The sequence below is a fragment of the Pseudonocardia lacus genome (genome assembly GCF_018531445.1).
Lineage (GTDB): Bacteria > Actinomycetota > Actinomycetes > Mycobacteriales > Pseudonocardiaceae > Pseudonocardia > Pseudonocardia lacus.
The window spans coordinates 18,283-40,180 of record NZ_JAHDTH010000032.1 but is presented as its reverse complement, the minus strand read 5'-3'; the positions used below and the strand labels follow the sequence as shown (position 1 = coordinate 40,180).

The window sequence follows — 21,898 nt, the reverse complement described above, 5'->3', positions numbered from 1 at the left end:
CCGCGCGGCCGCCGCCACGCACCGTCTACCCTCCACCCGGGTTCACCGGCAGGATGTGCACTACCCGTGATCGGTCGGGCTTCGGCAGGGGGAGGTCTGGTGGGGGGCAAGCACGCCAGCGGCTCTCCGCGACGCCGTGCGGGCGTTCGCGACAGCGACCTCATCGGTCCCGCGGTCCCGACCGCGGGCGGCAGCTCGTCGGCCGCCGCCCCGCCCGCCCGCAACCGCCGCCGCGCCGACCGCCACAACGGCCCGCGCGCCGCGCTGACCACCACGCTCGCCGCCGGCATGGTCGCCGTCGCCACCGGCTCGGTCGCGTACACGGCGGCACTGCAGCCCCTCGCCGGCACCGGCGCCGCTCCGGTCGAGACACCCGAGCCGCAACCGACGACCACGTCCCCGGTGCCCGCCCAGCCCGTCGACGCCGACACGGACGGCTCCGGCACCCGCCTCGACCGCCCGCACAAGCAACAGCCCCCGCTCGCCGCCGGCACGCGCCTGGGCCTGCCGCCGGCCGCCGAGGCGGCGCTGGCCGAGGCGGCCACGATCCCCGGCCTGCCGTTCGAGTTCGACAACCCGCTGGTGCCCGGCCGGGGCAGCGCGCTGGCCATGGTCCCCGCCCCCGCGCAGCCGGCCGATCGGCTCGTCGCCGCCCCCGCGCACGGCACCGAGGACGCGCCCGGCCGGTCGCACGACACCGGCCACGAGCCCCAGGCGCGCGCCGAGCACGGCAACGGGTCGAACGGCGACCACCACGACGGCCACACCGGCGACAACCGGCACAGCGACGACGACCGCCAGCACAACGGCAACGGCCACGACAGCGACAGCGCCGCGCACGTCCCCGACTGGTTCGAGCGCTCCTCGGCGCACGGCCGGGCCACCGAGGCGCGCGACCAGCCCGCGGCGCCCCGGCCCGCCGAGCGGCCCGCTCCGCCCGTCCACGACGACGACCGCCCCTCCCGCGGCGACCGCGGAGCCGACGCGCGCGACGATCACCGGGCGCTCGACCGGTTCGGGGCGTCCCGGTGGGCCGCCGAGCAGTGGTTCGAGCCCGGGAAGGCCGACCGGGTCGAGCCCGACGACAGCGGCTGGGCCAGCGACGACTGGTTCGAGGCCGGCTCCCCGCAGGCGTCCTGGACGAGCGACCAGTGGTTCGACGACCACGACGGCGGGAGTTCGTCGGAGGAGGACTCCGGCGAGGAGGAGCGCGCCGCTGACGAGAGCGGGTCTCGCGACGAGGGCAGTGCCTCCGACCGCGCCAGTGGCGGCGACAGTGGCGGCGACGAGCACGATCGCGGCGCCGAGAAGGACCGCGACAGCGACGAGGACCGCGCCGACTCCGACCACGACGACGGCGACAGCAAGCAGGACCGCGCCGACTCCGACCGCCACGACAGCGACAGCAAGCAGGACGGCGACAGCAAGCAGGACGGCGACAGCGGGAAGGACGGCGACGACAAGAAGGACCGCGCCGGCTCCGACCACGACGGCAGCGACAGCAAGAACGACCGCAGCGGCTCCGACCGTCACGACGGAGACAGCGGGGGCGACAGCGGGAAGGACCGCGGCGACTCCGACCGCGGGGATCGGGGCCGCTGACCCGACCCCGGTAGCGCTACCGGTCAGGCGGCGGCGATCCGCCGCACCCACGCCCGCAGCCGCGGCACCAGGTGCTCGTAGAGCTCCGGGTCGATGCCCATCCCCGTGTGGCTGCTGCGCACCTCGACCCACTCGGCCGCCGGGTCGCGGCACGACTCCCACCCGACCACGCCGTCCTCGCGGGAGAAGATCGCCACCGCCGGGACCTCCAGCGGCGCGGACAGCCCCCGCACGGTGACGTCGCGGCAGGCGCCGTCGATGCACTCGCGGTCGAGCAGGCCCGGCAGCCCGACCGCGGACAGCCGGACCAGCAGCCGCAGCAGCAGCGGGGCGAGACCGCGGGCGTCGAGCGGGTCCAGGACGGGGCTGCCCAGCATGACGAGCCCGCGCACGAGCTCGGGGCGGCGCACGGCGACGAGCCGGCCCAGCCAGCCGCCACGGCTGTGCCCGAGCAGGACGACCGGCCCGCCGGTGGCCCTCGCGTGCTCGACGACGCGCCGCTCCAACCGGTCGACGAGGTCGCCGGTGCAGCCGAGGTTGAACCACAGGCTGGCGCCGGTGGGCCGGTAGCCGCGCCCGCGCAGCCATCGCCGCAGCAGTGCCATGCTCGGGTCCGTGCCCCCGAACCCGGGCACCACGACCACGCCGACGCCGTCGCCGTCGGGCGTCGGCGAGGTCCACACCGGGTGCCGGCGCAGGCGGCCGCGCCCGATGCCGAGGACCGGACCGAACTCGCGGTAGAGCGCCCGCCCGAGCACCCGGGCGGACGCCGTCATGTTCCCCGCTCTCACCTGGTGATCTCCCGAAACTCGTCCCATGACCCGGACGATTCCGGGGTACTCCCTGACATGTTCCCAGACCTGCCGTCGGACCGCCGCCTCACGAACGCCGAGCGCAAGCAGCTCGCCGAGCTCGAACGCCGGTTGACCGAGGACGATCCCGAGCTGATCCGGCGGTTCTCCATCGGCGGGTCGACGGCCGAGCCGCTGCCCAAGGCGGCGCTGGCGGTCTACGCGGCCGTGGCCTGCGCGCTGCTGCTGGCGGCGGCCTTCATCGGCGGCGTGGCCGGAGCGGCGGCGGTCGCGGGGTCGATCGCGCTGACCGGACTCGTGCTGGTGCTGCCGCGGCTGCGCACGCTGCGCCGGCAGCGTTCCGCGGGCGGCCCGCCCGCGCGCAAGCCCGCCGAGTCGTAGCCGAGTCGTAGCCGCGGTCCCCCGTCGCGGGCCTACACCCCCCGCTCGACGGGGAGCAGGCCGCGGTCGACGGCCGCCACCAGCGCCGCGTGGTCGGCCTCGGTCTGGTCGGCGTAGGCACGGGCGAACGCGCACAGCGCCTCGTCCAGCTTCGGGGAACCGCCGACGTAGCCGGCGATCATCGACGCCCCGCTGGTACGGGCGTGGCCCTTGGCCAGCAGGTGGCCCACCACCCCGGCGTAGTCGGCGAGGGAGCCGGCGTCGATGGCGTCCAGCGGCACCGTGCCCTTCATGTTGCGGAACTGGCGCACGTAGTACTGGCGGCCGTCCACGGTCGTCCAACCCAGCAGCGGGTCGCTGACGGTCTGCAGCGCCTGCTGGTACTCCACCACCCGCTGGCCCTGGTGGGCGTGCCAGGCGGACTCGCCGTGCACGTAGCGGGCGAGCACCGACCGGCGGGCCTGCTTCAGCTGCAGGAACACCACGTCCTCCGGCGAGGAGCCCTCCAGCAGCACCACGTACGCGCGCAGCCCCACGCTGCCCACCCCGACGACCTTGTGCGCGATGTCGACGAGCGTGTAGCCGCCGAGCATGCGCCGCCAGTGCGGGGCCAGCGTGAGCAGGTACTCGTCGAGCGCGACCGCCATCAGCTCGGCCTCGGCTCCGGTCACCCGGGTGATCAGCGGGGGCTCCTCGACGATCCGGCGCACCTCGCCGACCTGCTCGGTGAACCGCGGCAGCGCCCGGTCGCTGGTGCGCCTGCGGGCCCGGCGGGCGGCCTTCTGCACGGCGTGGCGCAGGGAGCCCTTCGGGGTGTCCTCCTGCAGGCGGTCGACGTCGAGGCGCTGGTAGGAGCGCGACAGCAGCGGCTGCTCCGCGAGGTAGCGGACCTCGTCGCGGTACGCCGCCACGCACGCGGCCACGGCGGCCCGGCAGCCGTCCTCCGCGGCGCCGTTGTGCCGGCCGGCGACCCAGATGCTGGCCACCAGCCGGCGCAGGTCCCACTCCCAGCCCCCGGGGTGGGCCTCGTCGAAGTCGTTGAGGTCCATCACGAGGTCGCGCTCCGGCGAGGCGTAGAAGCCGAAGTTGCCCAGGTGGGAGTCGCCGCAGACGACCGGGGTGATCCCGGTGGCCGGCAGGTGGGCCACGTCCTCGGCCATCACCACGGCCGAGCCGCGCAGGAACCCGTAGGGCGAGGCGATCATCCGCCCGACCCGGATCGGGACGAGCCGGTCGAGCCGGCCCACGTGGTTGTCGATGATCTGCTGGACGGGGTCGGGCCGCCCGCGCGGCGGCTCCCACTCGGCCAGCGACGAGCGCGGCACGCGCCGGCGCAGGTTCTTGCCGATCGCGTAGCGCTCCGAGCGCTCCACGGGCCGGCGCCGCAACGACATGTAGGCCTCGCCGTCGGCGTCGGCGAGGACCGTGTGCGCGTGCCTGGCCGGGGCGTCCACGCCGGGATCGTACGTCCGCAGCAACGCCGGCGCGGGCCGGCGGCTGCCCGGCGCTCAGCGCGCCGATCGTCCGGTCGGGTCGGTGTCGGCGGCGGCGAGCCGCTCGGTCTCCTCGATGGCGATCCGGGCCTGCCGGGCGTGCTCGGCGATCCGCTGCCACTCGCGGCGGCGGTCCAGCTCCCACCGGAGCCTGCGCAGGTGCTCTTCGCGCTGCCGCTCCGCGGCGAGTTCGTGGGCCGTGCGGCTGGCCCGGCCGACGGGCTGCAGCCAGCCCGTCCCGGTCGCGCCGTCGGGCCGGGCGTCGACGACGGGGGCCCATTCGAGGCGCCGCCAGCGCGCGTGCGGCTGGTAGTCGAAGTCCGCCGGGTCCGGGACGGCCTCCGGGACCGGCTCGCGCCAGGTGCTGGGCGCCGGGACGGCCGCGACCGGGCCACCCCACGGGTCCACCGCGGCCCGGCCGAGCACCTGCGGGGACGCGGCCGCGGCCCGCGGGCGCACGGCCAGCAGGTGCACGGTGGCGGCGGTCGCCGTAGTCCCCACCGCGGTGATCGCCATGACCAGCGGCGACACGCCGTTCAGCGAGGCCAGCGGGGGCACGACGGCGGCGAACCCGAAGTGCGACAGGCCCAGCAGCGCCGAGGCGCTGCCGGCGAGGTCGCCGTGCCGGTCGAGGGCGAGCGCGGTCGCGTTGGGACCGATCAGGCCGGTGCAGCCGACGAGCACGAACAGCGGCACCAGCAGCGCGACGACCGAGCCGGAGACGACGACCCCGACCGCCATCGCCGCCGCCGCCAGGCAGGCCAGCCCGACGCCGGCGGTGAGCAGGTTCACCGACCCCACGCGGGGCACCAGGAGCACGCTGGCCTGGGAGAACGCCACGATGCCCAGGGCGTTGACCGCGGACACCAGCGCGAAGGTCTGCGGGTCGAGGCCGTAGACCTGCTGCAGCACGAAGCTGGCCATGGCGAGGTAGGTGAACATCGCGCACAGCCCGAGCCCCAGCACGAGGGTGGGGGGCAGGAACGTGCGGTCGCGCAGCAGGCTCCACAGCACCCGGGCGGTGTCGCGGGCCCCGACCGCGCGGCGGCGCTCCACCGGCAGCGTCTCGCCCTGGGTCAGCGCGGTGACCAGCAGCAGCAGGCCGATCCCGGCCAGCACGGCGAACAGCCCGCGCCAGTCGGTGAACCGCAGCACCTGCCCGGCCAGCACCGGCCCGACCACCGGCGCCATGCCGCTGACCAGCATCAGCTGCGCCAGCACCCGGGCCAGCACGGGGCCATCGTAGAGGTCGCGGGCCATCGACCGGGCGACGACGATGCCGGCCCCGCCGCCCAGGCCGCCGAGCAGCCGCAGGGGCAGCAGGACCTCGATCGACGGGGCCACCGCGCACAGCGCGGACGTCACGGCGAACATCGCGACCCCGCCGATGAGCATCCGCCGCCTGCCGAGCCGGTCGGTGATCGGCCCCGCGAATAACTGCCCGAGCGCCAGCCCCAACATGCAGACGGACAGGGAGAGCTGGGTGGCCGACACGGTCGTCCGCAGGTCGGCGGCCATGGCCGGGAGGCCGGCGAGGTAGAGGTCCAGTGACAGCGGACCGAAGCTCGACAGGGCACCCAGCGCGAGCACCCGGCCGGTCCGGACGCGCACCGCGGAGGTCACGATCACCCGTATTTCCTACGGTGAGCACGCACTTATTTCGTCGGCCGATCGGGGCATTCCCGGTTCGACGGGGAGGGTATCCGCACTCGGAGTGCACTGTCCGGTCGCGTGTCCGCCTGGCGTACAGGGCAAACACCGGCCGGCAGCTTTTCGTGCCGCGGATGTCCCGACGCGCTCCGTCCGACCGTTCATAGGGTGAGCCGGTCGATCGGACCGGCCGACGTCCCGAAGGAGCCCCCGATGCCCACCTACGCCGCCATCATCTACTCCTCCGACCTCGACTGGACCGCCCCCGAGCAGGAGGCGGTCATGGCCGACTACACGGAGTTCGGCGAGGCCGCCGCCGCGGTGATCCGCGGCGGCGCGGCGCTCTACCCCACCGGCACCGCCACCACCGTCCGGGTCCGCGGCGGCAAGGGCGGCGACATCGTCACCACCGACGGCCCGTTCGCCGAGACCAAGGAGGTGCTCTCCGGGTTCTACCTGCTCGAGTGCGCCGACCTGGACGAGGCGATCAAGGTCGCCGCGCAGATCCCGGGGGCGTGGGACGGCGGCGTCGAGGTGCGCCCGATCATCCAGTTCGGCGGGTGAGCACGCCCGATCCGCAGCCGGCGCGCGCCGCCCTCGTCCGCCTCGTGCGCGACGAGGGCCGGCGCGTGCTGGCGACCCTCGTGCGGGTCACCGGCGACCTGCAGCTCGCCGAGGACGCCGTCCAGGACGCCACCGAGCGGGCGCTCGCGACCTGGCCGCGCGACGGTGTCCCGTCCGAGCCCCGGGCCTGGCTCACGCTGACCGCGCGCCGCCGGGCGATCGACCTCGCCCGTCGGGAAGCGGCCCGCGGCGGGAAGGAGGCCGACGCCGTGGCCCTGCTCGACCCGCCCGCCGAGGAGCCCGACGAGCCCGCGGTGCGCGACGACCTGCTGCGGCTCGTCTTCACCTGCTGCCACCCCGCGCTCGACGTGCCCAGCCAGGTGGCACTGGCGCTGCGCACCCTGTGCGGGCTGTCCGCGGCCGAGGTCGGGCGGGCGCTGCTGGTCTCCGAGTCGACCATGACCAAGCGGCTGACCCGGGCCAAGCAGAAGATCGCCCGGGCCCGGATCCCGTACCGGGTGCCCGACGACCACGAGCTGCCCGAACGCCTGCGCGGCGTGCTGGCGACCGTGTACCTGCTGTTCAACGAGGGCTACTCGGCCTCGCACGGCGACGCCCCGGTCCGCCCGGCACTGGTCGGGGAGGCCGTGCGGCTGACCCGCCTGCTGGCCGAGCTGATGCCGGGCGAGGCCTCGGTGCTCGGCCTGCTGGCGCTGGAACTGCTGCAGGACTCCCGCCGCGCGGCCCGCCACCAGGCGGACGGCCGTCCGGTCCTGCTGCCCGACCAGGACCGCTCCCGCTGGGACCGCGCCCTCATCACCGAGGGCGTCGTCCTGGTCGGCGAGGGCCTGCGCCGCTCCCCCGACGTCCCCGACCCCTACGTCGTGCAGGCCGCCATCGCCGCCTGCCACGCGCTGGCCCCGAGCTGGCCCGAGACCGACTGGGCGGCCGTGCTGTCCTGGTACGAGGTGCTGCTGACGGTGCAGGACACCCCGGTCGTGCGGCTGAACCGGGCCGTCGCGGTGGCCGAGCTGCACGGGCCCGGGGCGGGGCTGGCCGAGCTGGACGCGGTGTCCGGGCTGGACGACTACCCGGCCGCGCACGCCGCCCGCGCCGAACTGCTGGCCCGGCTGGGCCGCGACGAGGAGGCCGCCGCGGCCTACGCGGCAGCCCTGCGGCTGCCGCAGAACGCCGCGCACCGCGCCCACCTGCGGGACCGGCTCGCCGCGCTCACCGAGCGCCGACCCGACCGGGCCGACCGACGACGAGCACGGTGACGGCGGCCGCGGTCGTCGCCACCGTCGTCACCGCCATGACGACCGGGGACACCCCGCCCAGCGAGGCCAACGGCGGCACCGCGGCGGCCAGCCCGAACTGGGTCAGCCCGACCAGCGCCGACGCCGTACCGGCGACCTCGCCCTGCTCGGCCAGGGCCAGCGCCGTCCCGTTGGGCAGGATCAGCCCGGAACAGCCGACGAGCACCAGCAGCGGCGGCAGCAGCGCCCACACCGAGTCCGACACGAGCACCCCCACCAGCATGGCCACGGCCGCCAGCAGGGCCAACCCGACGCCGGCCGCGAGCAGCCGGCGCGCCCCGAGCCGGCCGACGAGCGCCGCGCTGAGCCGGCCCAGCAGGACCAGCGCCAGGGAGTTGGCCGCGAACACGAGCGAGAAGCCCTGCACGTCCAGGCCGTAGACGCCCTGCAGCACGAAGCTGCCCATGGCGATGTAGACGAACATCCCGCACACGCCCAGGCCCTGCACCAGCGCCGGGACGACGAACGAGCGATCGCGCAGCAGCCGGCCCACCACCCGGCCGGTGGCCCGCAGGCCCCCGGCGCGACGACGCTCCGGCGGCAGCGACTCGGGCCGGGTCAGGGCCGCCACCAGCAGCACCAGCCCGATGGCGGCCAGCGCCCAGAACACGCCTCGCCAGTCGGTCACCCGCAGCAGCTGCCCGCCCAGCAGCGGCGCCACCACCGGCGCCACGCCCGTCACCGTGACCAGCAGCGCGAACACCCTGGCCGCGGCGGCGCCCTGGTACAGGTCGCGCACCATCGCCCGGGCGATCACGATGCCGGCGCCCCCGGCCAGCCCGCTGACCAGGCGCAGCACGAGCAGCAGCTCGATCGACGGGGCCAGCGCGCACAGCCCGGCGGTGACGGCGAACAACGCGACGCCCGCGAGCAGCGGTCCGCGCCGTCCGACGCGGTCGGTGAGCGGCCCGACCAGCAGCTGGCCCAGCGCCATCCCGACCATGCAGGCCGAGAGCGTCAGCTGGGTGGCCGCCTCGGTCGTGGCCAGGTCGGCGGCCATCGCCGGCAGCGCCGGCAGGTAGAGGTCGTGGGCGAGCGGGCCGAAGCTGGACAGCCCGCCCAGGGCGAGCACCAGCCCGAGCGGGACGCGGGTGGTGGGTGGCGCAGCCGTCACCCGCTCTTCCTACGTGGCGACCGGCGCACCCGCCCGCACTCCGGCGGACGGCTTGGTCACACCGGGGTCAGACGGCGAGGGCGAGCAGCCCCAGCAGGAACGCGAACACGGCCAGCCCGAACATCATCGCGATGAAGGCGCCGACGTCGGGGCGGGTGGTCAGGGACGGTCCCGGCGCGGCGCCGGGCCGCGGGGGGTGACCCAAGTCGTAGGCGGTCATGCCCCCGACTTCGGCGAACGTACGCACACGGTTACCGCCGAACGGACGTTATCCCCAGAACTGATGAAACGGGCGTCCCTGCGGGTGCACCCGCGGCGGGCCAGGATGGCCCGATGACCGAGATCGCCCTGGTGCGCGGGGACATCACCGAGGCCGACGTCGATGCGGTCGTCAACGCCGCGAACTCGTCGCTGCTGGGCGGGGGCGGCGTCGATGGCGCCATCCACCGCCGCGGCGGCCCGCAGATCCTCGCCGCCTGCCGCGAGCTGCGCGCGACCACGCTCCCCGACGGCCTGCCGACCGGCCGGGCCGTCGCCACCACCGCCGGCCGGCTCCCGGCCCGCTGGGTGATCCACACGGTCGGCCCCGTGCACGCGAAGCGGGAGGACCGCTCGCACCTGCTGGCCTCCTGCTACCGGGAGTCGCTGCGCGTGGCCGACGAGCTCGGCGCGCGCAGTGTCGCGTTCCCGGCGATCTCGGCCGGGGTCTACGGCTGGCCGATGGACGACGCCGCCCGCATCGCCGTGACGACCGTCCGCGAGACGCCGACGAACGTGGCGGAGGTCCGGTTCGTGCTGTTCGACGACGCCGCGCTGCGGGCGTTCACCGCCGCCGCCGGCTGAAACCCCGCGCCGGAGCGACTCTCGGGACGGGCTTCCCCGACAACTCCCCGCGTGCGTATACTCGTGGACGAACAATCGGAGACGAGGTCCGTGATGGCGAAGCGACGACGGGTGGGCAACCTCCTCGCTCTCGCCGTCCTGTCCACCGTCGCCTACCGCCCCATGCACCCCTACGAGATGGGCCAGGCCCTGCGCGGGTGGGGCAAGGACGACGACATGCCCATCAAGTGGGGCTCGCTCTACACCGTCGTCCGCAACCTGGACAAGCACGGGCTGCTGGCGGCGGCGGAGAGCTCCCGGCAGGGCGCCCGCCCCGAGCGCACCGTCTACCGGATCACCGACGAGGGCCGCGCCGAGCTGCTCGACTGGGCCCGCGAGCTGGTCTCGACGCCGGAGACGGAGCCGAGCCGGTTCAAGGCGGGGCTGTCGGTGCTGGTCGTGCTGCCCCCGGACGAGGCGGCCGAGCTGCTGCGCGGGCGGATCGACCTGCTCGACGCCGAGGTCTCCGGCCGGCGCGCGGCGCTGGCCGGCCACGCGGGCACCGTCCCGCCGCTGTTCCTGGTCGAGGACGAGTTCGAGCTGGCCATGCGGGAGGCGGAGGCCTCCTGGGTGCGCGGGCTGCTCGACCAGATCGACTCGGGCCGCTACCCCGGCATGGCCGAGTGGCGGGCCTGGCACGAGACGGGCCGGGTGTCGGCGGAGGTCGCCGCGCTCGCGGAAGGGACGTTCACCACGGCCGAGCCCACCGACTGACAGAAGCGGGCCCCGGTGCTGCAACACCGGGGCCCGCACCCTCGAACCGCGCCGCGCGGGGCGACCCGGCCACGAGATGGCACTCACGAGGATAACCGGGAGCTCCCCCACGGGCGGTTCGCGCAACGCACCGAACCGCACACACACCCCTGGGAGCACCCATGTCCGACGTGAGAACGGCGATCGTCATCGGCGGCGGCATCGCCGGTCCGGTGGCCGCGATGGCCCTGCGCAAGGCCGGCATCGAGGCCACCGTCCACGAGGCCCACCCCGGCCCGGCCGACGGCATCGGCGGGAGCCTGGCCATCGCCCCGAACGGGCAGGCCGCGCTGGCGGTCGTCGGCGCCGAGAGCGCCGTGGCCACCGGCCAGCCCATCACCAGCACCGCCATGTCGACCGGCGGCGACAGCCGCGTCGAGCTGCCCCGACTCGCCGACCTGCCCCCGCAGCGCCAGACGCCCCGCGGCGACCTGCACCGCGAGCTGCACCGCGTCGCCACCGAGCAGGGCGTGCCGATCGTGCACGGCAGCCGCCTGGTCGGGGTCGAGGAGACCGGCTCCGGCGTCACCGCCCGGTTCGCCGACGGCCGCACCGCCACCGCCGACGTGCTCGTGGGGGCGGACGGGGTGCACTCGACCGTCCGCAAGCTGATCGACCCCGACGCCCCCGACGCCGGCTACACCGGCCTGCTCGGGCTGGAGGGGATCTCCACGCACGGCGTCGGCGAGCCGGGGACGATGACGTTCGCCTTCGGCCGGCGGGCGTACTACCTGTACTGGTCGCTGGCCGACGGCCGCACGGGCTGGGGCGCGAACCTCCCCCGGCCCACCCCGATGCCGTTCACCGAGGCGCGGGCGGTGCCGGCCGAGCAGTGGCTGCGCACGCTGCGCGAGACCTACGCCGACGACGACCCGGGCGCGGCGCTGATGGACACCGCGCTCGTCGAGACGCTGCAGGTCGCGGGGGCGCTGCACATCATGCCGCCGGTGCCGCACTGGCACCGGGGCCGGATGGTGCTGGTCGGCGACGCGGTGCACGCGCCGTCGAACAGCTCGGGCCAGGGCGCGTCGCTGGCCGTGGAGAGCGCCATCGAGCTGGCCCGCTGCCTGCGCGACCTGCCCGACGTGCCGTCCGCGTTCGCCGCCTACGAGGCGGCGCGCCGGCCCCGCGTCGAACGGATCGCCGCCGCCGCGGCCCGGATCAACCACGCCAAGGCACCCGGCGCGGTCGGCCGGCTGATGATGCGGGCGGTCATGCCGCTGGCCACGCGCTACCTGATGAACCCGGAGCGCACCCTGGGCCCCCAGCAGCGCTTCAGGATCGACTGGGACGCCCGCGCCACCGCCCTGACCCCCTGACCCACCCCCGTCGAGAACGAAGTTGTGGTGAATTTGGACCGGTCCAATTCACCACAACTTCGTTCTCGACGGTGGGCTTCAGCCCTGGGCGACGGTGGCGCGGCCGGTGGGCTCGGCCGTGTCCAGCACCAGGGCGGCGATGCGGTCGCGGTGCGCGGCGGCGCTGCCCAGCAGGGCGGCGTCGGTGACGGCCCGCTTGTAGTACAGGTGCGTCGGGTGCTCCCAGGTGAAGCCGATGCCGCCGTGCACCTGGACGGTGTCGGCGGCGACCTTCTGGTAGTTCTCCGAGCACGTGGCCTGGGCGACGCTGACCGCGAGGTCGGGGTCGTCCGAGCCGTCCTGCAACGCCCAGGCCGCGTGGTACGCCGTCGAGCGGGCGTGCTCGACCAGCACGAACATGTCGGCGATCCGGTGCTTGACGGCCTGGAACGAGCCGATCTTCCGGCCGAACTGCAGCCGGGTGTTGGCGTAGGCCAGCGACAGGTCCAGCAGCCTCTGCGCGCCGCCGACCTGCTCGGCGGCCAGCAGCACCCCACCGACGCGCTGCGCGTGCGCGATGGCCTTCTCCGCGGCCGCGCCCGAGGCCAGCAGCCGGGCCGGGGCGCCGTCGAGGACGACCCTCGCCTGCCGACGCGTCTGGTCCAACGTGCTCAGCCTGCTGCGCTCGCCGCCCTCGGTGGCGTAGAGGCCCAGGCCGTCGGGGCCGGTGGCCGCGACGATCAGCACGTCGGCGCCGCCGTCGACCACCTGCGACAGGGTGCCGTTCAGCGCGTCACCGGTGGAGGTGACCTGCGGGGCGGCCCCGAACTCCGGCGCCGCGAACGCGGCCGTCCGGGTGCCCGCGACCAGCGCCTCCAGCAGCTCGGCCGTCTCGGACCCGGCCCCGGCGCCCAGCGCCACCAGCGCCGGGATCGCCAGCCCGACGGTGCCCAGCACCGGACCGGGCAGCAGCGCCGCCCCGAACTCCTCGGCCACGACGGCCTGGTCGACCAGCGTGCCGCCGACCCCGCCCAGCTCCTCGGGCACGGCCAGGCCCAGCACCCCGAGCTCGCCGCCCAGCCGCGCCCACACCTGCGGGTCGTAGCCGGACCCGGTCTCCATCAGCGCCCGGACGGTGGCCTCGTCGGCCCGGTCGGCCAGCAGCTCGCGGACCGCCTTGCGCAGGTCCTTCTGCTCGGAGGTGAAGACGAACTCGGGGGACAGAGCTTCCTCCTGGACAGCCGTGTCAGCCACGGGGGATCTCCTTCCACGGCTTGCCGCTGTCGGCGCGCAGGTCGCCGGGCAGGCCCAGCACGCGCTCGCCGATGACGTTGCGCAGCACGTCGGACGTGCCGCCCTCGATGGTGTTGGCCTGCGCGCGCAGGAACCGCTGCTGGACCCCGCCGCGGTAGTCCTCCATGCGGCCGATGTCGCGCAGCGTGTAGTCGCCGTAGAGCGTCGCCTCCGGGCCGAGCAGCTCCATGCAGAACGCGTAGACGGCCTGGTTGAGCTCGGCCGAGACGACCTTGGCGATCGAGCCCTCCGGTCCGGGCGAGCCGGCGCCGGCCGAGCGGCGGGCCCGCTGGTCGGTGAGGCGCTGGGCCTCGGCCTTCGTCCAGAGCGCGGCCAGCTTGTCGCGCAGCACCGGCGTGCGCAGGTCGGGGCGGGCGGCCCACAGGTCGACCGCGTCACCGATCGCGCCGACCCCGCGGACCGACGAGCTGCCGCCGATCGAGGAGCGCTCGTTCATCAGCGTGGTCATCGCGACGCGCCAGCCGTCGCCGACGGCACCGAGGCGGTACGAGTCGGGGATGCGGACGTCGGTCATGTAGACCTCGTTGAACTCGGCCTGCCCGGTCATCTGCCGCAGCGGCCGGGTCTCCACGCCGGGGGCCTGCATGTCCATGACGAAGTACGTCAGGCCCTTGTGCTTGAACGCGTCGGGGTCGCTGCGCGCCAGCAGCAGCGCGTAGCGGGCCCGGTGCGCCAGGCTCGTCCACACCTTCTGGCCGTTGATGACCCACTCGTCGCCGTCCTTGACCGCCGACGTGGCCAGCCCGGCCAGGTCGGAGCCGGCGCCCGGCTCGCTGAACAGCTGGCACCAGATGTGCTCGGTGCTGGCCAGCGGGCGCAGCAACTGCGCGGCCAGGTCGCCCTGCGCGTGCTCCAGCACGGTGGGGGCGGCCATCCCGTGGCCGATCGGGTTGATGGCGAACGGGTTCATCCCGCCCGCGCCCTGCAGGATCTCGTCCGCGACGGCCTGCAGGCCGCGGGACACCCCGAGCCCACCCAGGCCCTCCGGGAAGTGCACCCAGGAGACGCCTGCGTCGTAGCACGCGCCCAGGAACTCCCGCAGTGGCACCTTCTTGGGGTCGTGCGTCTCCACGACCTGCCGCGCGGCCTTCTCGACCCGTGCGCTGTCGTCCATGACACCTCCGTGACGGTCGGTCCGGACCGTAACCGACGACGGGCCCGCCGGTCACTGGTCCGAACGCACCAGATCAGGGGTTGTGGCGCACAAATCAGTGTTCGGAATCGCGTGCGGGCTCCGGCGCGTCGGCCCGACCGCGGCTGACCTGCTCCAGCACCCGCGCCTCCAGCTCGGCGAACCGCGGCTGCGTGATCATCGCCACCCCCCTCGGACGGGGCAGGTCGACCACGACCTCGTGGCGCACGGACGTCGGTCGCGGGCCGAGCACGAGCACCCGGTCGGCCAGGAACACGGCCTCGCGGATGTCGTGGGTGATCAGCAGGACGGTCCATCCGAAGCCCGCGCGGACCCCCTCCAGCCACAGCTGCATGTCGATCCGGGTGAGCGCGTCGAGCGCGCCGAACGGCTCGTCCAGCAGCAGCACGGCGCGGTCCTGCACGACCGTGCGCAGCAGCGCGGCCCGCTGGCGCATGCCGCCGGACAGCTCCGCCGGCCGCGCCCGCTCGAACCCGGCCAGCCCGAACGGCTCGAACAGCTCCCCCGCCCGCGCGCGGGCGGCCTTGCGCGGCATCCCGGCCACCTCCAGGCCGAGGGTGGTGTTGTCCAGCACCGTCCGCCACGGGAACAGCAGGTCGCGCTGGGGCATGTAGGCGAACGGGTCGACCCTTCCGGTGGCGTCCGCGCCGTCGACGAGCACCCGTCCCGCGTCGGGCGGTTCCAGCCCGGCGACGACGTCGAACAGGGTGGACTTCCCGCAGCCGCTCGGGCCGACCAACGCCACGAACTCCCCCGGTGCGACGTCGAAGTCGACGCCGTCGAGCACCGGCAGCGGCCCGAACGCCTTGCGCAGCCCCTCGATCACCAGCTTGTGCTCAGCCCGCTCCGGATCAAGCACGACGGCTCCAGGGGGCGACCAGGCGCTGCACGAGGAACGTCAGCCCGTACAGCGTGATCGAGATCAGCGCGGTGACCAGGACGGCGGCCAGCACGAGGTCGGTGCGGAAGGAGTTCTTCTGCAGGTTCATGAAGATGCCCAGCCCGGCGCTCGCCCCGACGTACTCGGCGAAGATCGCCCCGGTGACCGCGTAGGTGATGCCGATGCGCAGCGCGGTGAAGAACGACGGCATCGCCCCGGGCAACCGCACGTAGCGGAACTGCTCCCAGCGCGAGGCGCCCATGCTGCGCAGCAGGTTGGTGGCCTGCCGGTCGGTGCGGGCGAAGCCCTCGATGAGCCCGACCGCGATCGGGAAGAACGTCACCAGGGCGATCACCACCACCTTGGGCAGCAGCCCGAAGCCGAACCAGATGATCAGCAGCGGGGCGATCGCGATGATCGGCAGCGTCTGCGAGGCCACCAGCAGCGGGGTCAGCGCCCGGCGCAGCCACGGCGAGAAGTCCACCGCCACCGCGATCGCCCAGCCCACCGCCAGCGACACGGCGAACCCGACCGCGGTGACCTGCAGCGTCGGCAGCGTGTTCGCCCAGATCTGGGCGCGGAATGCCCAGCCCTCGGTGAGCACCCGCAGCGGCGAGGGCAGCACCTGCGGGCGTACCCCCGACGCCGTGACGTACCACTGCCACCCGAGGAGCCCGACGGCCACCAGCACCAGCGCCGGGACGAGCCGGCGCAACCGGCCCGCCACGGCCTTCACGGCTGCGCGAGGTACTGCGTCGTGAACCAGGTCGAGAAGTCCGGCTTGGTCGTCACCGGGGCGCCGTCCGGGCCGGTCAGCACGCCGGCGTCGACCAGGAAGCCGGAGTAGCCCGCCCACTGCTCCAGCGTCTGCGTGCCCACCCGGCCCGACTCGTCGAGCAGGTAGCGCTCGCTCAGCATCGCCTGGCTGCGCTCGACGAGCTCGGGCTCGCTGAACGCGCCGGGGTTGGCCTCCTCCAGGACCTGCGCGGCCCGCGCCGGGTCGTCGGCGGCCAGCTGGTAGCCCCGCTGCGCCGCCTGGACGAACGCGGTGGCCTGCTCGGGGTGGGTGGCCAGCCAGGGCGAGTTGCCGATCAGCACGACGCCGTAGGCGTCCGGGAAGCCGTAGTCGCTGTAGGCGAAGGTGCGCAGCGGCTCGCCGCGCAGCTCGGCCTCGATGCCCTCCCAGGCCACGAACGGCTCGGTGAAGTCGACGTCGCCGGAGTAGAGGGCCTCGTAGGCGGTGGTGCCCAGGCTGACCGTGGAGAACTCGCCGCGCCCGCCGGCGTTCTGGATGACGGCGCGCAACTTCGGCTCCTCCCCCGGGTCGCCGAAGCCGCCGTAGACCTTGCCGTCGAGGTCGGCGGGCGAGGTGATGTCCGCGCGGTCGGCGCGCACCGCGATCTCCGAGCCCCAGTGCTGCAGCACGGCCATCACCGAGGTGATGTCGGCCCCGGCGGCCTTGGAGAAGGTGAACGAGTTCTGGAAGCTCACCCCGAACTCGGCCGACCCGGACGAGACGAGCGTGTCGGGCGAGGTCTGGTTGTAGGGCAGGATCTGCACGTCCAGGCCGGCCTCGGCGAACCAGCCCTCCCGCTGGGCCACGTACAGGCCGGTGTGGTTGGTGTTCGGCGTCCAGTCCAGCGCGATGCGCACGGTGCCCGGCGAGCCGGGGTCACCGCTGCCGGGTGCCGCGCAGGCCGCCGCGGCGAGCGCGAGCACGCCGAGGAGGATGGGCAGGGAACGGGATGGGCGGGCACGCGCCACGACGGTCCTCCCTACGCCGGTGCTAACCGGGTCAGGTTCGAACGGTCGACGGCCGGCCTGCCGCCCTCTCAGCCTCGGATCGTGGGCTCCCGCGGGTCGGGGCCGAGCTTACGCGGCGCGGTCGCCCGGCGCCCGCGTGCACGTACGGCGGCGGAAATTTCTCACCCCTGGCGCCGAGGGACGGGGCGGATCGCCCGGCGGCGCCATGTAGTTCGCAGGTCAACGGTCGGCGCCGCCACCGACGCGGTCGGCGACGCTCCCGGCCCAATCCGTTGATCGACGCGTATCGGATTCATAACGTTCGGGTCACCCCCCGAGCGGCACAGTGCCGCACGGTCCGGCCGCCACCACCCCGTCGCTCCCCACGACACGCACGCGGCGGCGGCCGGGCCGACGAACGACCAGGAGGAGCGATGCTCCCGAAGTCCCGTCAGGCCCGCACGACCCTCTACGCCGGGCTCGGCGTGGCCGTGCTCGCCACGACCACCCTCATCCTGACGACGTCGCTGGCCACCGGCGCCACCGACGCCGTCGTCGACGCCTCGGAGGCCATCTCGCTGTCCAGCTCGGCCAGCGGCTCGACCGCCGAGGCCGAACTCGCCGACGTCCAGGCGCCCGCCGCACCGGCCGGGTGCTCGCAGACCCAACTGGCCGAGCGCGCCACCCAGATCGGGCTGCTGGACAACGAGAAGCAGGCCGAGGCCCGGGTGCTCGCCACGATCACCGACGGCAGCCTCGCCGACAAGCTGGGCGCCATCCGCGACCGTGCCGACATCATCCTCGGTCGGATCGCCTCGCTGGACGCCCGCTGCGCCGACGCGTCCGCGCCCGCGCAGCCCGCGCCGCCGGTGGTCGTCGTCCCCGGGGACGACGCCGAGGCCCCGCAGGCCCCCGAGCAGCCGGCGGCCCCCGAGCCCGCCGACCCGGCGGACCCCGCGGCCCGCGAGCTCACGAACCTGGCCATCAGCTGCGACGAGCCCGACCTGTCCGGCGTCGACCCGGCCGCCGCCGCCCGCGCGGAGACCGAACTGGCCGCCAACGAGGCCCAGCTGGAGGCCCGCCTGCTCGCGGACTTCCCGCGCTTCGCCGCCAGGGTCGCCCGCGAGGCCAACCCGGAGGCCGCCGCGAACGAGTTCGCCACCCTGGCCGAGAACCTGGCCAACACCCTGCAGGACCGGCGCGCCGCCATCCTGCAGCGGGCCGGTCTCGCCGACACCTCGGTCGCCGAGAGCTGCGAGGTCGTGCCGGCCGACGCCTGACCCGGTGGCGGAGAGCCCCCACCGGCCCGTCCAGCCCCCCGAGGCGGGCCGGTGGGCCCTCCGCCGTCCGGCCGCCACCCTGCACGACACGCACCCGGCGGCTGCGACGCACATGTCGAGGCACGTGCGTCGTAGCCGCCGGGTGTGCGTGTGCCGGCGGGTGCCTACACCGCCCCCAGCACCGGCTCGAACGCCAGCTCCGCCGCCCCGACCAGCTTCGCGTCGCGCCCCAACGGGCTCGTCGCGATGACGGTCCCGCCGACCGCCCTGCTGACCAGGCTCCGCTCGTGCACCGCCGCGCGGACCCGGTCGACCAGCGGGGGCGGCAGCGCCGCGAACAGGTCGCCCAGCACCACCAGCTCGGGGGCCATCATGTTGACCACCGTCACCAGGCCCGTGGTCAGCCACTCGGCCAGCTCGTCGAGGGGCCCGGGGAGCGGGGCGGTGGCCAGCGAGCGCAGCTCGGCCACGACCACCCCGCGCGGGGAGTCCTCCGGCAGGCCCAGGGCGCGGCACATCGCCGCCTCCCCGACCTCGGTCTCCCAGCAGCCGCGTGATCCGCAGTAGCAGTCGCGCCCACCCGGGCGGACCACGAGGTGCCCGAGCTCGCCGACGTAGCCGCGGGTGCCCCGCAGCGGCCTGCCCTCGGAGATCACCCCGCCGCCGACGCCGCGGTCCGCGGAGATGTAGACCAGGTCGGTGACGCCGTGGGCGGCGCCGCGCACGTGCTCGGCCAGCGCGCCCAGCTCGGCGTCGTTGGCCACCTGCACCGGGACGTGCAGCACCGAGGCCAGCCGGGTGCCCAGCGCGACGTCGCGCCAGCCGAGGTTGGGGGCCTCGTGCACCCAGCCGTCGTCGCGGCGGACCACACCGGGCACCGACACCCCGGCCCCCTGCGCGGTGACCGCCAGCTCCTCGCCGAGCAGCTGCGCCGACTCGGCGATGTGGGTGATCACCTCGCCGGGGGTGCGGGTGCGGCTGTGCAGGTTCCAGCTGTGCCGGCCCAGTACCTGGCCGCCGATGCCGACCATCGACATGGCGACCTGCTCGACCCGCACGTCGATGGCCAGCACGACGGCCGCCTCGGCCTCCGGGATGACCATCAGCGAGGGCCGGCCTGCGCCGTTGCGCTGCGCCGGGACGGCCTCGCTGACGACGCCGGCCTCGGCCAGCCCGTCGACCACGGCCTTGATCGTGCTGCGGTTGAGCCCCAGCTCGGTGGCCAGGGTCGCGCGGGTGCGCGGACCGTGCACGTGCAGCCGGCGCAGCAGCGCGGCCCGGTTGTGCCGGCGGGCCTCGTCGGGCCGGGCCCCCGCCGTGCTGCGCGCGGCGGCGGGGTCCGGGGTGCCGGCAGCGGAACCGTCGTTCGTCCCGCTGCCGACCCACGCCCGGCTCACCGTACGGAGACGGCCGATCGACGCCGGGAGAGCACGTCCACACCGGCGGCCAGCAGCAGCACGACGCCGTTGACGAGGAACACCACCGACGCCGGCATGCCGAGCAGGCCGAGCCCGTTGTTGACCGTGGCGAGCACCGCGCCACCGATCACCGCATTGCTGATCCGCCCCCGGCCGCCGAACAGCGACGTGCCGCCGATGACCGCCGCGCCGACCGCGAACAGCAGCGTGTTGCCGCCGCCCGCGCTGGGCGAGACCGAGCCGACCTTGGACGAGTAGACGATCGCGCCGATCGCGGCGAACGCGGCGGAGATCACGAACACGGTGGCCCGGATGCGCACGACGTCGATGCCCGCGCGGCGGGCGGCCTCGCGGTTGCCGCCGACGGCGTAGACGTGGCGGCCGAACCGGGTCCGGTCGAGCACGAAGGTGCCCGCCACCATCAGCACCAGCACGATCGGCACGACGTAGGGCACGCCGGAGATCACCACCGAGCCGGGGCCGCGGTTCTGAGTGAGCAGCAGCGTCGCGATCGCGGCCAGCACCACCACCGCGGCGATCTTGAGCAGCACCAGCCCGGTGGGCTGGGCGACCAGGCCGAGCCGCCGGCGCGAGGCCTGCCGGTTGAGCAGGACCGCGGCGTAGCCGCCCGCGGCCACCACGAACAGCACCCAGCTCCACAGCGTGGACAGGTTGCCGTTGGCCACGTTGAACAGCACCGGGTCGCGCAGGCCCAGCGTGCCGCCGTCGCCGATGAGCTGCAGGATCACGCCCTGCCACGCGATGAACAGCGCCAGCGTCACCACGAACGACGGCATGCCGACCTTGGCCACCAGGAACCCGGTGAGGCAGCCGATCACGACGCCGACGCAGACCGCCATGAGCATCTGCAGCCACGGGTTGGGCGGGAACCCGATGACGAGCAGGATCAGCGCCACCGCGGAGAAGGCCGCGCCCGCCCAGATCCGCAGCAGCAGGGCGAGCGCGATGGCCAGCACGACCACCAGCGCGAACATGATGAACACCGTGGTGCCCATCGCGCCCAGCAGGTTGCCGCCGGCCACCAGGTGCAGGGCCATGACCGCCGCGGCGAGCCCGGACGCGGTGCCGGCCGCCAGGTCGATCTCGCCGGTGAGCAGCACGAACACCAGGCCCATGGCGATGATCGTCTGGCCGGCGCCCTGCTGGAGCAGGTTGGCCAGGTTGAGCAGGCTCGGGAAGGTGCCGCCGCCGTCCAGCGCGGTGAACAGGATGAACAGCGCCAGCAGGCCGAGCAGGGCCGGCAGGGCGCCGAGGTCGCCGTTGCGCAGGTTCGTCAGGTAGCCGCGAACGGCTTCGCTGGTGGACTTGGCCGTCGTGTCGATGCCGAAGTCGGCGGCCCGCGCCGACGCCGGGGCCGCCCGCTCGGCGGCGCCGGCCGGCTCGGGATCGGTCTTGTTGAGGTCCGCCTTCTCGGGACCCTCGGTGGGAGCAGCCATCAGGCGGTCACGCTTTCCGGTCGTTGCAGGCCCAGCTCGCCGGAGCGGCCCGCGGTGATCAGCTCGACGACCTGGCCGTGGCTGACCTCCTTGGTGGGCACCTGGGCCACCATGCGGCCGAGGTACAGGCAGGCGATGCGGTCCGAGACCTCGAAGACGTCGGCCATGTTGTGGCTGATCAGCACCACGCCCAGGCCCTGCTCGGCGAGGCGGCGGACGAGGTCGAGCACCTGGCGGGTCTGGGCCACGCCCAGCGCGGCGGTCGGCTCGTCGAGCAGCACGACCTTGGAGTCCCACAGGACCGCCTTGGCGATGGCCACGGTCTGGCGCTGCCCGCCGGACAGAGCCGCGACCGGCATCCGCACCGAGGTCACGGTGCGCACCGACAGCGAGGCGAGCGTCTTGCGCGCCGCCTGCTCCATGTCGGCCTCGTCGAGCAGCCAGGACCGGCCGCGCTCGCGGCCGAGGAACATGTTCTGCACGATGTCGAGGTTGTCGGCCAGGGCGAGGTCCTGGTAGACGACCTCGAGGCCGAGGCGCGCGGCGTCGGCCGGGGCGGTGATCGACACCGGCTCGCCGTTGAACAGGATCTCCCCGCCGTCGATCGGGTGGATCCCGGCCACGCACTTGACCAGCGTGGACTTGCCGGCGCCGTTGTCGCCGACCAGCGCGGTGACCTCGCCCGCGCGCACGGTGAAGTCGACGTCGTGCAGCACCTGGACGGCGCCGAAGCTCTTCGACACCGCCCTCAGCTGCAGGATCGGATCGGTCATCGAGCCCTCCTCGGC

Annotated in this window: 21 protein-coding genes; 8 read left to right on the top strand and 13 right to left on the bottom strand. The window is 74.8% G+C overall.

Going from position 1 to position 21,898, the window contains the following annotated elements; translation table 11 throughout:
- Positions 1-99 precede the first annotated feature (99 nt).
- Positions 100-1,602, top strand: a complete 1,503-nt coding sequence (locus tag KIK08_RS09760; protein WP_214402715.1) for a hypothetical protein — start codon at positions 100-102, stop codon at positions 1,600-1,602.
- Positions 1,603-1,625: 23 nt separating this feature from the next.
- On the opposite strand, the gene KIK08_RS09755 is transcribed toward KIK08_RS09760, so the two are convergent.
- On the bottom strand, positions 1,626-2,378 hold the full coding sequence (locus KIK08_RS09755; RefSeq protein WP_250556659.1) for an alpha/beta fold hydrolase: 753 nt from the start codon (positions 2,376-2,378) through the stop codon (positions 1,626-1,628).
- A 72-nt stretch (positions 2,379-2,450) separates the two neighbouring features.
- Between KIK08_RS09755 and KIK08_RS09750 the strand changes: the two genes are divergently transcribed.
- A complete protein-coding gene (locus KIK08_RS09750) occupies positions 2,451-2,795 on the top strand; it encodes a DUF3040 domain-containing protein (RefSeq protein ID WP_214402714.1) in 345 nt (114 codons plus the stop codon).
- A gap of 32 nt (positions 2,796-2,827) precedes the next feature.
- On the opposite strand, the gene KIK08_RS09745 is transcribed toward KIK08_RS09750, so the two are convergent.
- Both KIK08_RS09745 and KIK08_RS09740 read right to left on the bottom strand, forming a co-directional pair.
- On the bottom strand, positions 2,828-4,249 hold the full coding sequence (locus tag KIK08_RS09745; protein WP_308257531.1) for a DUF2252 domain-containing protein: 1,422 nt from the start codon (positions 4,247-4,249) through the stop codon (positions 2,828-2,830).
- A 54-nt stretch (positions 4,250-4,303) separates the two neighbouring features.
- The gene (locus KIK08_RS09740) at positions 4,304-5,917 is read right to left on the bottom strand and encodes a multidrug effflux MFS transporter (RefSeq protein ID WP_214402713.1); all 1,614 of its coding nucleotides are present in this window, start codon (positions 5,915-5,917) and stop codon (positions 4,304-4,306) included.
- A 234-nt stretch (positions 5,918-6,151) separates the two neighbouring features.
- Between KIK08_RS09740 and KIK08_RS09735 the strand changes: the two genes are divergently transcribed.
- The gene (locus tag KIK08_RS09735) at positions 6,152-6,502 is read left to right on the top strand and encodes a YciI family protein (protein WP_214402712.1); all 351 of its coding nucleotides are present in this window, start codon (positions 6,152-6,154) and stop codon (positions 6,500-6,502) included.
- Entirely contained in the window at positions 6,499-7,779 is a 1,281-nt protein-coding gene (locus KIK08_RS09730) for an RNA polymerase sigma factor (RefSeq protein WP_214402711.1), read from the top strand. The genes KIK08_RS09735 and KIK08_RS09730 overlap by 4 nt, the downstream gene beginning before the upstream one ends.
- On the opposite strand, the gene KIK08_RS09725 is transcribed toward KIK08_RS09730, so the two are convergent.
- Both KIK08_RS09725 and KIK08_RS09720 read right to left on the bottom strand, forming a co-directional pair.
- Positions 7,733-8,932, bottom strand: a complete 1,200-nt coding sequence (locus tag KIK08_RS09725; protein ID WP_214402710.1) for a multidrug effflux MFS transporter — start codon at positions 8,930-8,932, stop codon at positions 7,733-7,735. The genes KIK08_RS09730 and KIK08_RS09725 overlap by 47 nt on opposite strands.
- A gap of 67 nt (positions 8,933-8,999) precedes the next feature.
- Positions 9,000-9,152 carry a hypothetical protein gene (locus KIK08_RS09720; protein ID WP_214402709.1) on the bottom strand — a complete coding sequence of 51 codons (153 nt, stop codon included), beginning with the start codon at positions 9,150-9,152 and terminating at the stop codon, positions 9,000-9,002.
- 113 nt (positions 9,153-9,265) lie between these two features.
- On the opposite strand from KIK08_RS09720, the gene KIK08_RS09715 reads away from it, so the two are divergent.
- From KIK08_RS09715 to KIK08_RS09705, 3 genes are all read left to right on the top strand, one after another.
- On the top strand, positions 9,266-9,775 hold the full coding sequence (locus tag KIK08_RS09715) for an O-acetyl-ADP-ribose deacetylase (RefSeq protein WP_214402708.1): 510 nt from the start codon (positions 9,266-9,268) through the stop codon (positions 9,773-9,775).
- 93 nt (positions 9,776-9,868) lie between these two features.
- Complete coding sequence (locus tag KIK08_RS09710; protein WP_214402707.1) at positions 9,869-10,528, top strand: PadR family transcriptional regulator; 660 nt, start codon at positions 9,869-9,871, stop codon at positions 10,526-10,528.
- A gap of 161 nt (positions 10,529-10,689) precedes the next feature.
- On the top strand, positions 10,690-11,886 hold the full coding sequence (locus KIK08_RS09705; RefSeq protein WP_214402706.1) for an FAD-dependent oxidoreductase: 1,197 nt from the start codon (positions 10,690-10,692) through the stop codon (positions 11,884-11,886).
- A 78-nt stretch (positions 11,887-11,964) separates the two neighbouring features.
- On the opposite strand, the gene KIK08_RS09700 is transcribed toward KIK08_RS09705, so the two are convergent.
- The 5 genes from KIK08_RS09700 to KIK08_RS09680 form a co-directional block, all read right to left on the bottom strand.
- Positions 11,965-13,119, bottom strand: coding sequence for an acyl-CoA dehydrogenase family protein (locus KIK08_RS09700; RefSeq protein WP_214402705.1), 1,155 nt, complete (start codon positions 13,117-13,119; stop codon positions 11,965-11,967).
- Positions 13,112-14,293, bottom strand: a complete 1,182-nt coding sequence (locus tag KIK08_RS09695; protein WP_214402704.1) for an acyl-CoA dehydrogenase family protein — start codon at positions 14,291-14,293, stop codon at positions 13,112-13,114. Before KIK08_RS09695 ends, KIK08_RS09700 begins: the two co-directional genes overlap by 8 nt.
- 94 nt (positions 14,294-14,387) lie before the next feature.
- Positions 14,388-15,191, bottom strand: coding sequence for an ABC transporter ATP-binding protein (locus KIK08_RS09690; RefSeq protein WP_308257529.1), 804 nt, complete (start codon positions 15,189-15,191; stop codon positions 14,388-14,390).
- On the bottom strand, positions 15,184-15,948 hold the full coding sequence (locus KIK08_RS09685; protein WP_308257528.1) for an ABC transporter permease: 765 nt from the start codon (positions 15,946-15,948) through the stop codon (positions 15,184-15,186). The genes KIK08_RS09690 and KIK08_RS09685 overlap by 8 nt, the downstream gene beginning before the upstream one ends.
- Entirely contained in the window at positions 15,945-16,931 is a 987-nt protein-coding gene (locus KIK08_RS09680) for an ABC transporter substrate-binding protein (RefSeq protein WP_308257527.1), read from the bottom strand. The genes KIK08_RS09685 and KIK08_RS09680 overlap by 4 nt, the downstream gene beginning before the upstream one ends.
- Positions 16,932-17,389: 458 nt before the next feature.
- On the opposite strand from KIK08_RS09680, the gene KIK08_RS09675 reads away from it, so the two are divergent.
- The gene (locus tag KIK08_RS09675; RefSeq protein WP_214402702.1) at positions 17,390-18,235 is read left to right on the top strand and encodes a hypothetical protein; all 846 of its coding nucleotides are present in this window, start codon (positions 17,390-17,392) and stop codon (positions 18,233-18,235) included.
- 164 nt (positions 18,236-18,399) lie between these two features.
- Here KIK08_RS09675 and KIK08_RS09670 read toward each other — a convergent pair whose 3' ends face one another.
- From KIK08_RS09670 to KIK08_RS09660, 3 genes are all read right to left on the bottom strand, one after another.
- The gene (locus KIK08_RS09670; protein WP_250556669.1) at positions 18,400-19,506 is read right to left on the bottom strand and encodes an ROK family protein; all 1,107 of its coding nucleotides are present in this window, start codon (positions 19,504-19,506) and stop codon (positions 18,400-18,402) included.
- Positions 19,507-19,628: 122 nt separating this feature from the next.
- Positions 19,629-21,110, bottom strand: a complete 1,482-nt coding sequence (locus KIK08_RS09665) for a sugar ABC transporter permease (RefSeq protein WP_214402700.1) — start codon at positions 21,108-21,110, stop codon at positions 19,629-19,631.
- Positions 21,110-21,883 carry an ATP-binding cassette domain-containing protein gene (locus tag KIK08_RS09660; protein WP_214402699.1) on the bottom strand — a complete coding sequence of 258 codons (774 nt, stop codon included), beginning with the start codon at positions 21,881-21,883 and terminating at the stop codon, positions 21,110-21,112. Before KIK08_RS09660 ends, KIK08_RS09665 begins: the two co-directional genes overlap by 1 nt.
- Positions 21,884-21,898: the final 15 nt, after the last annotated feature.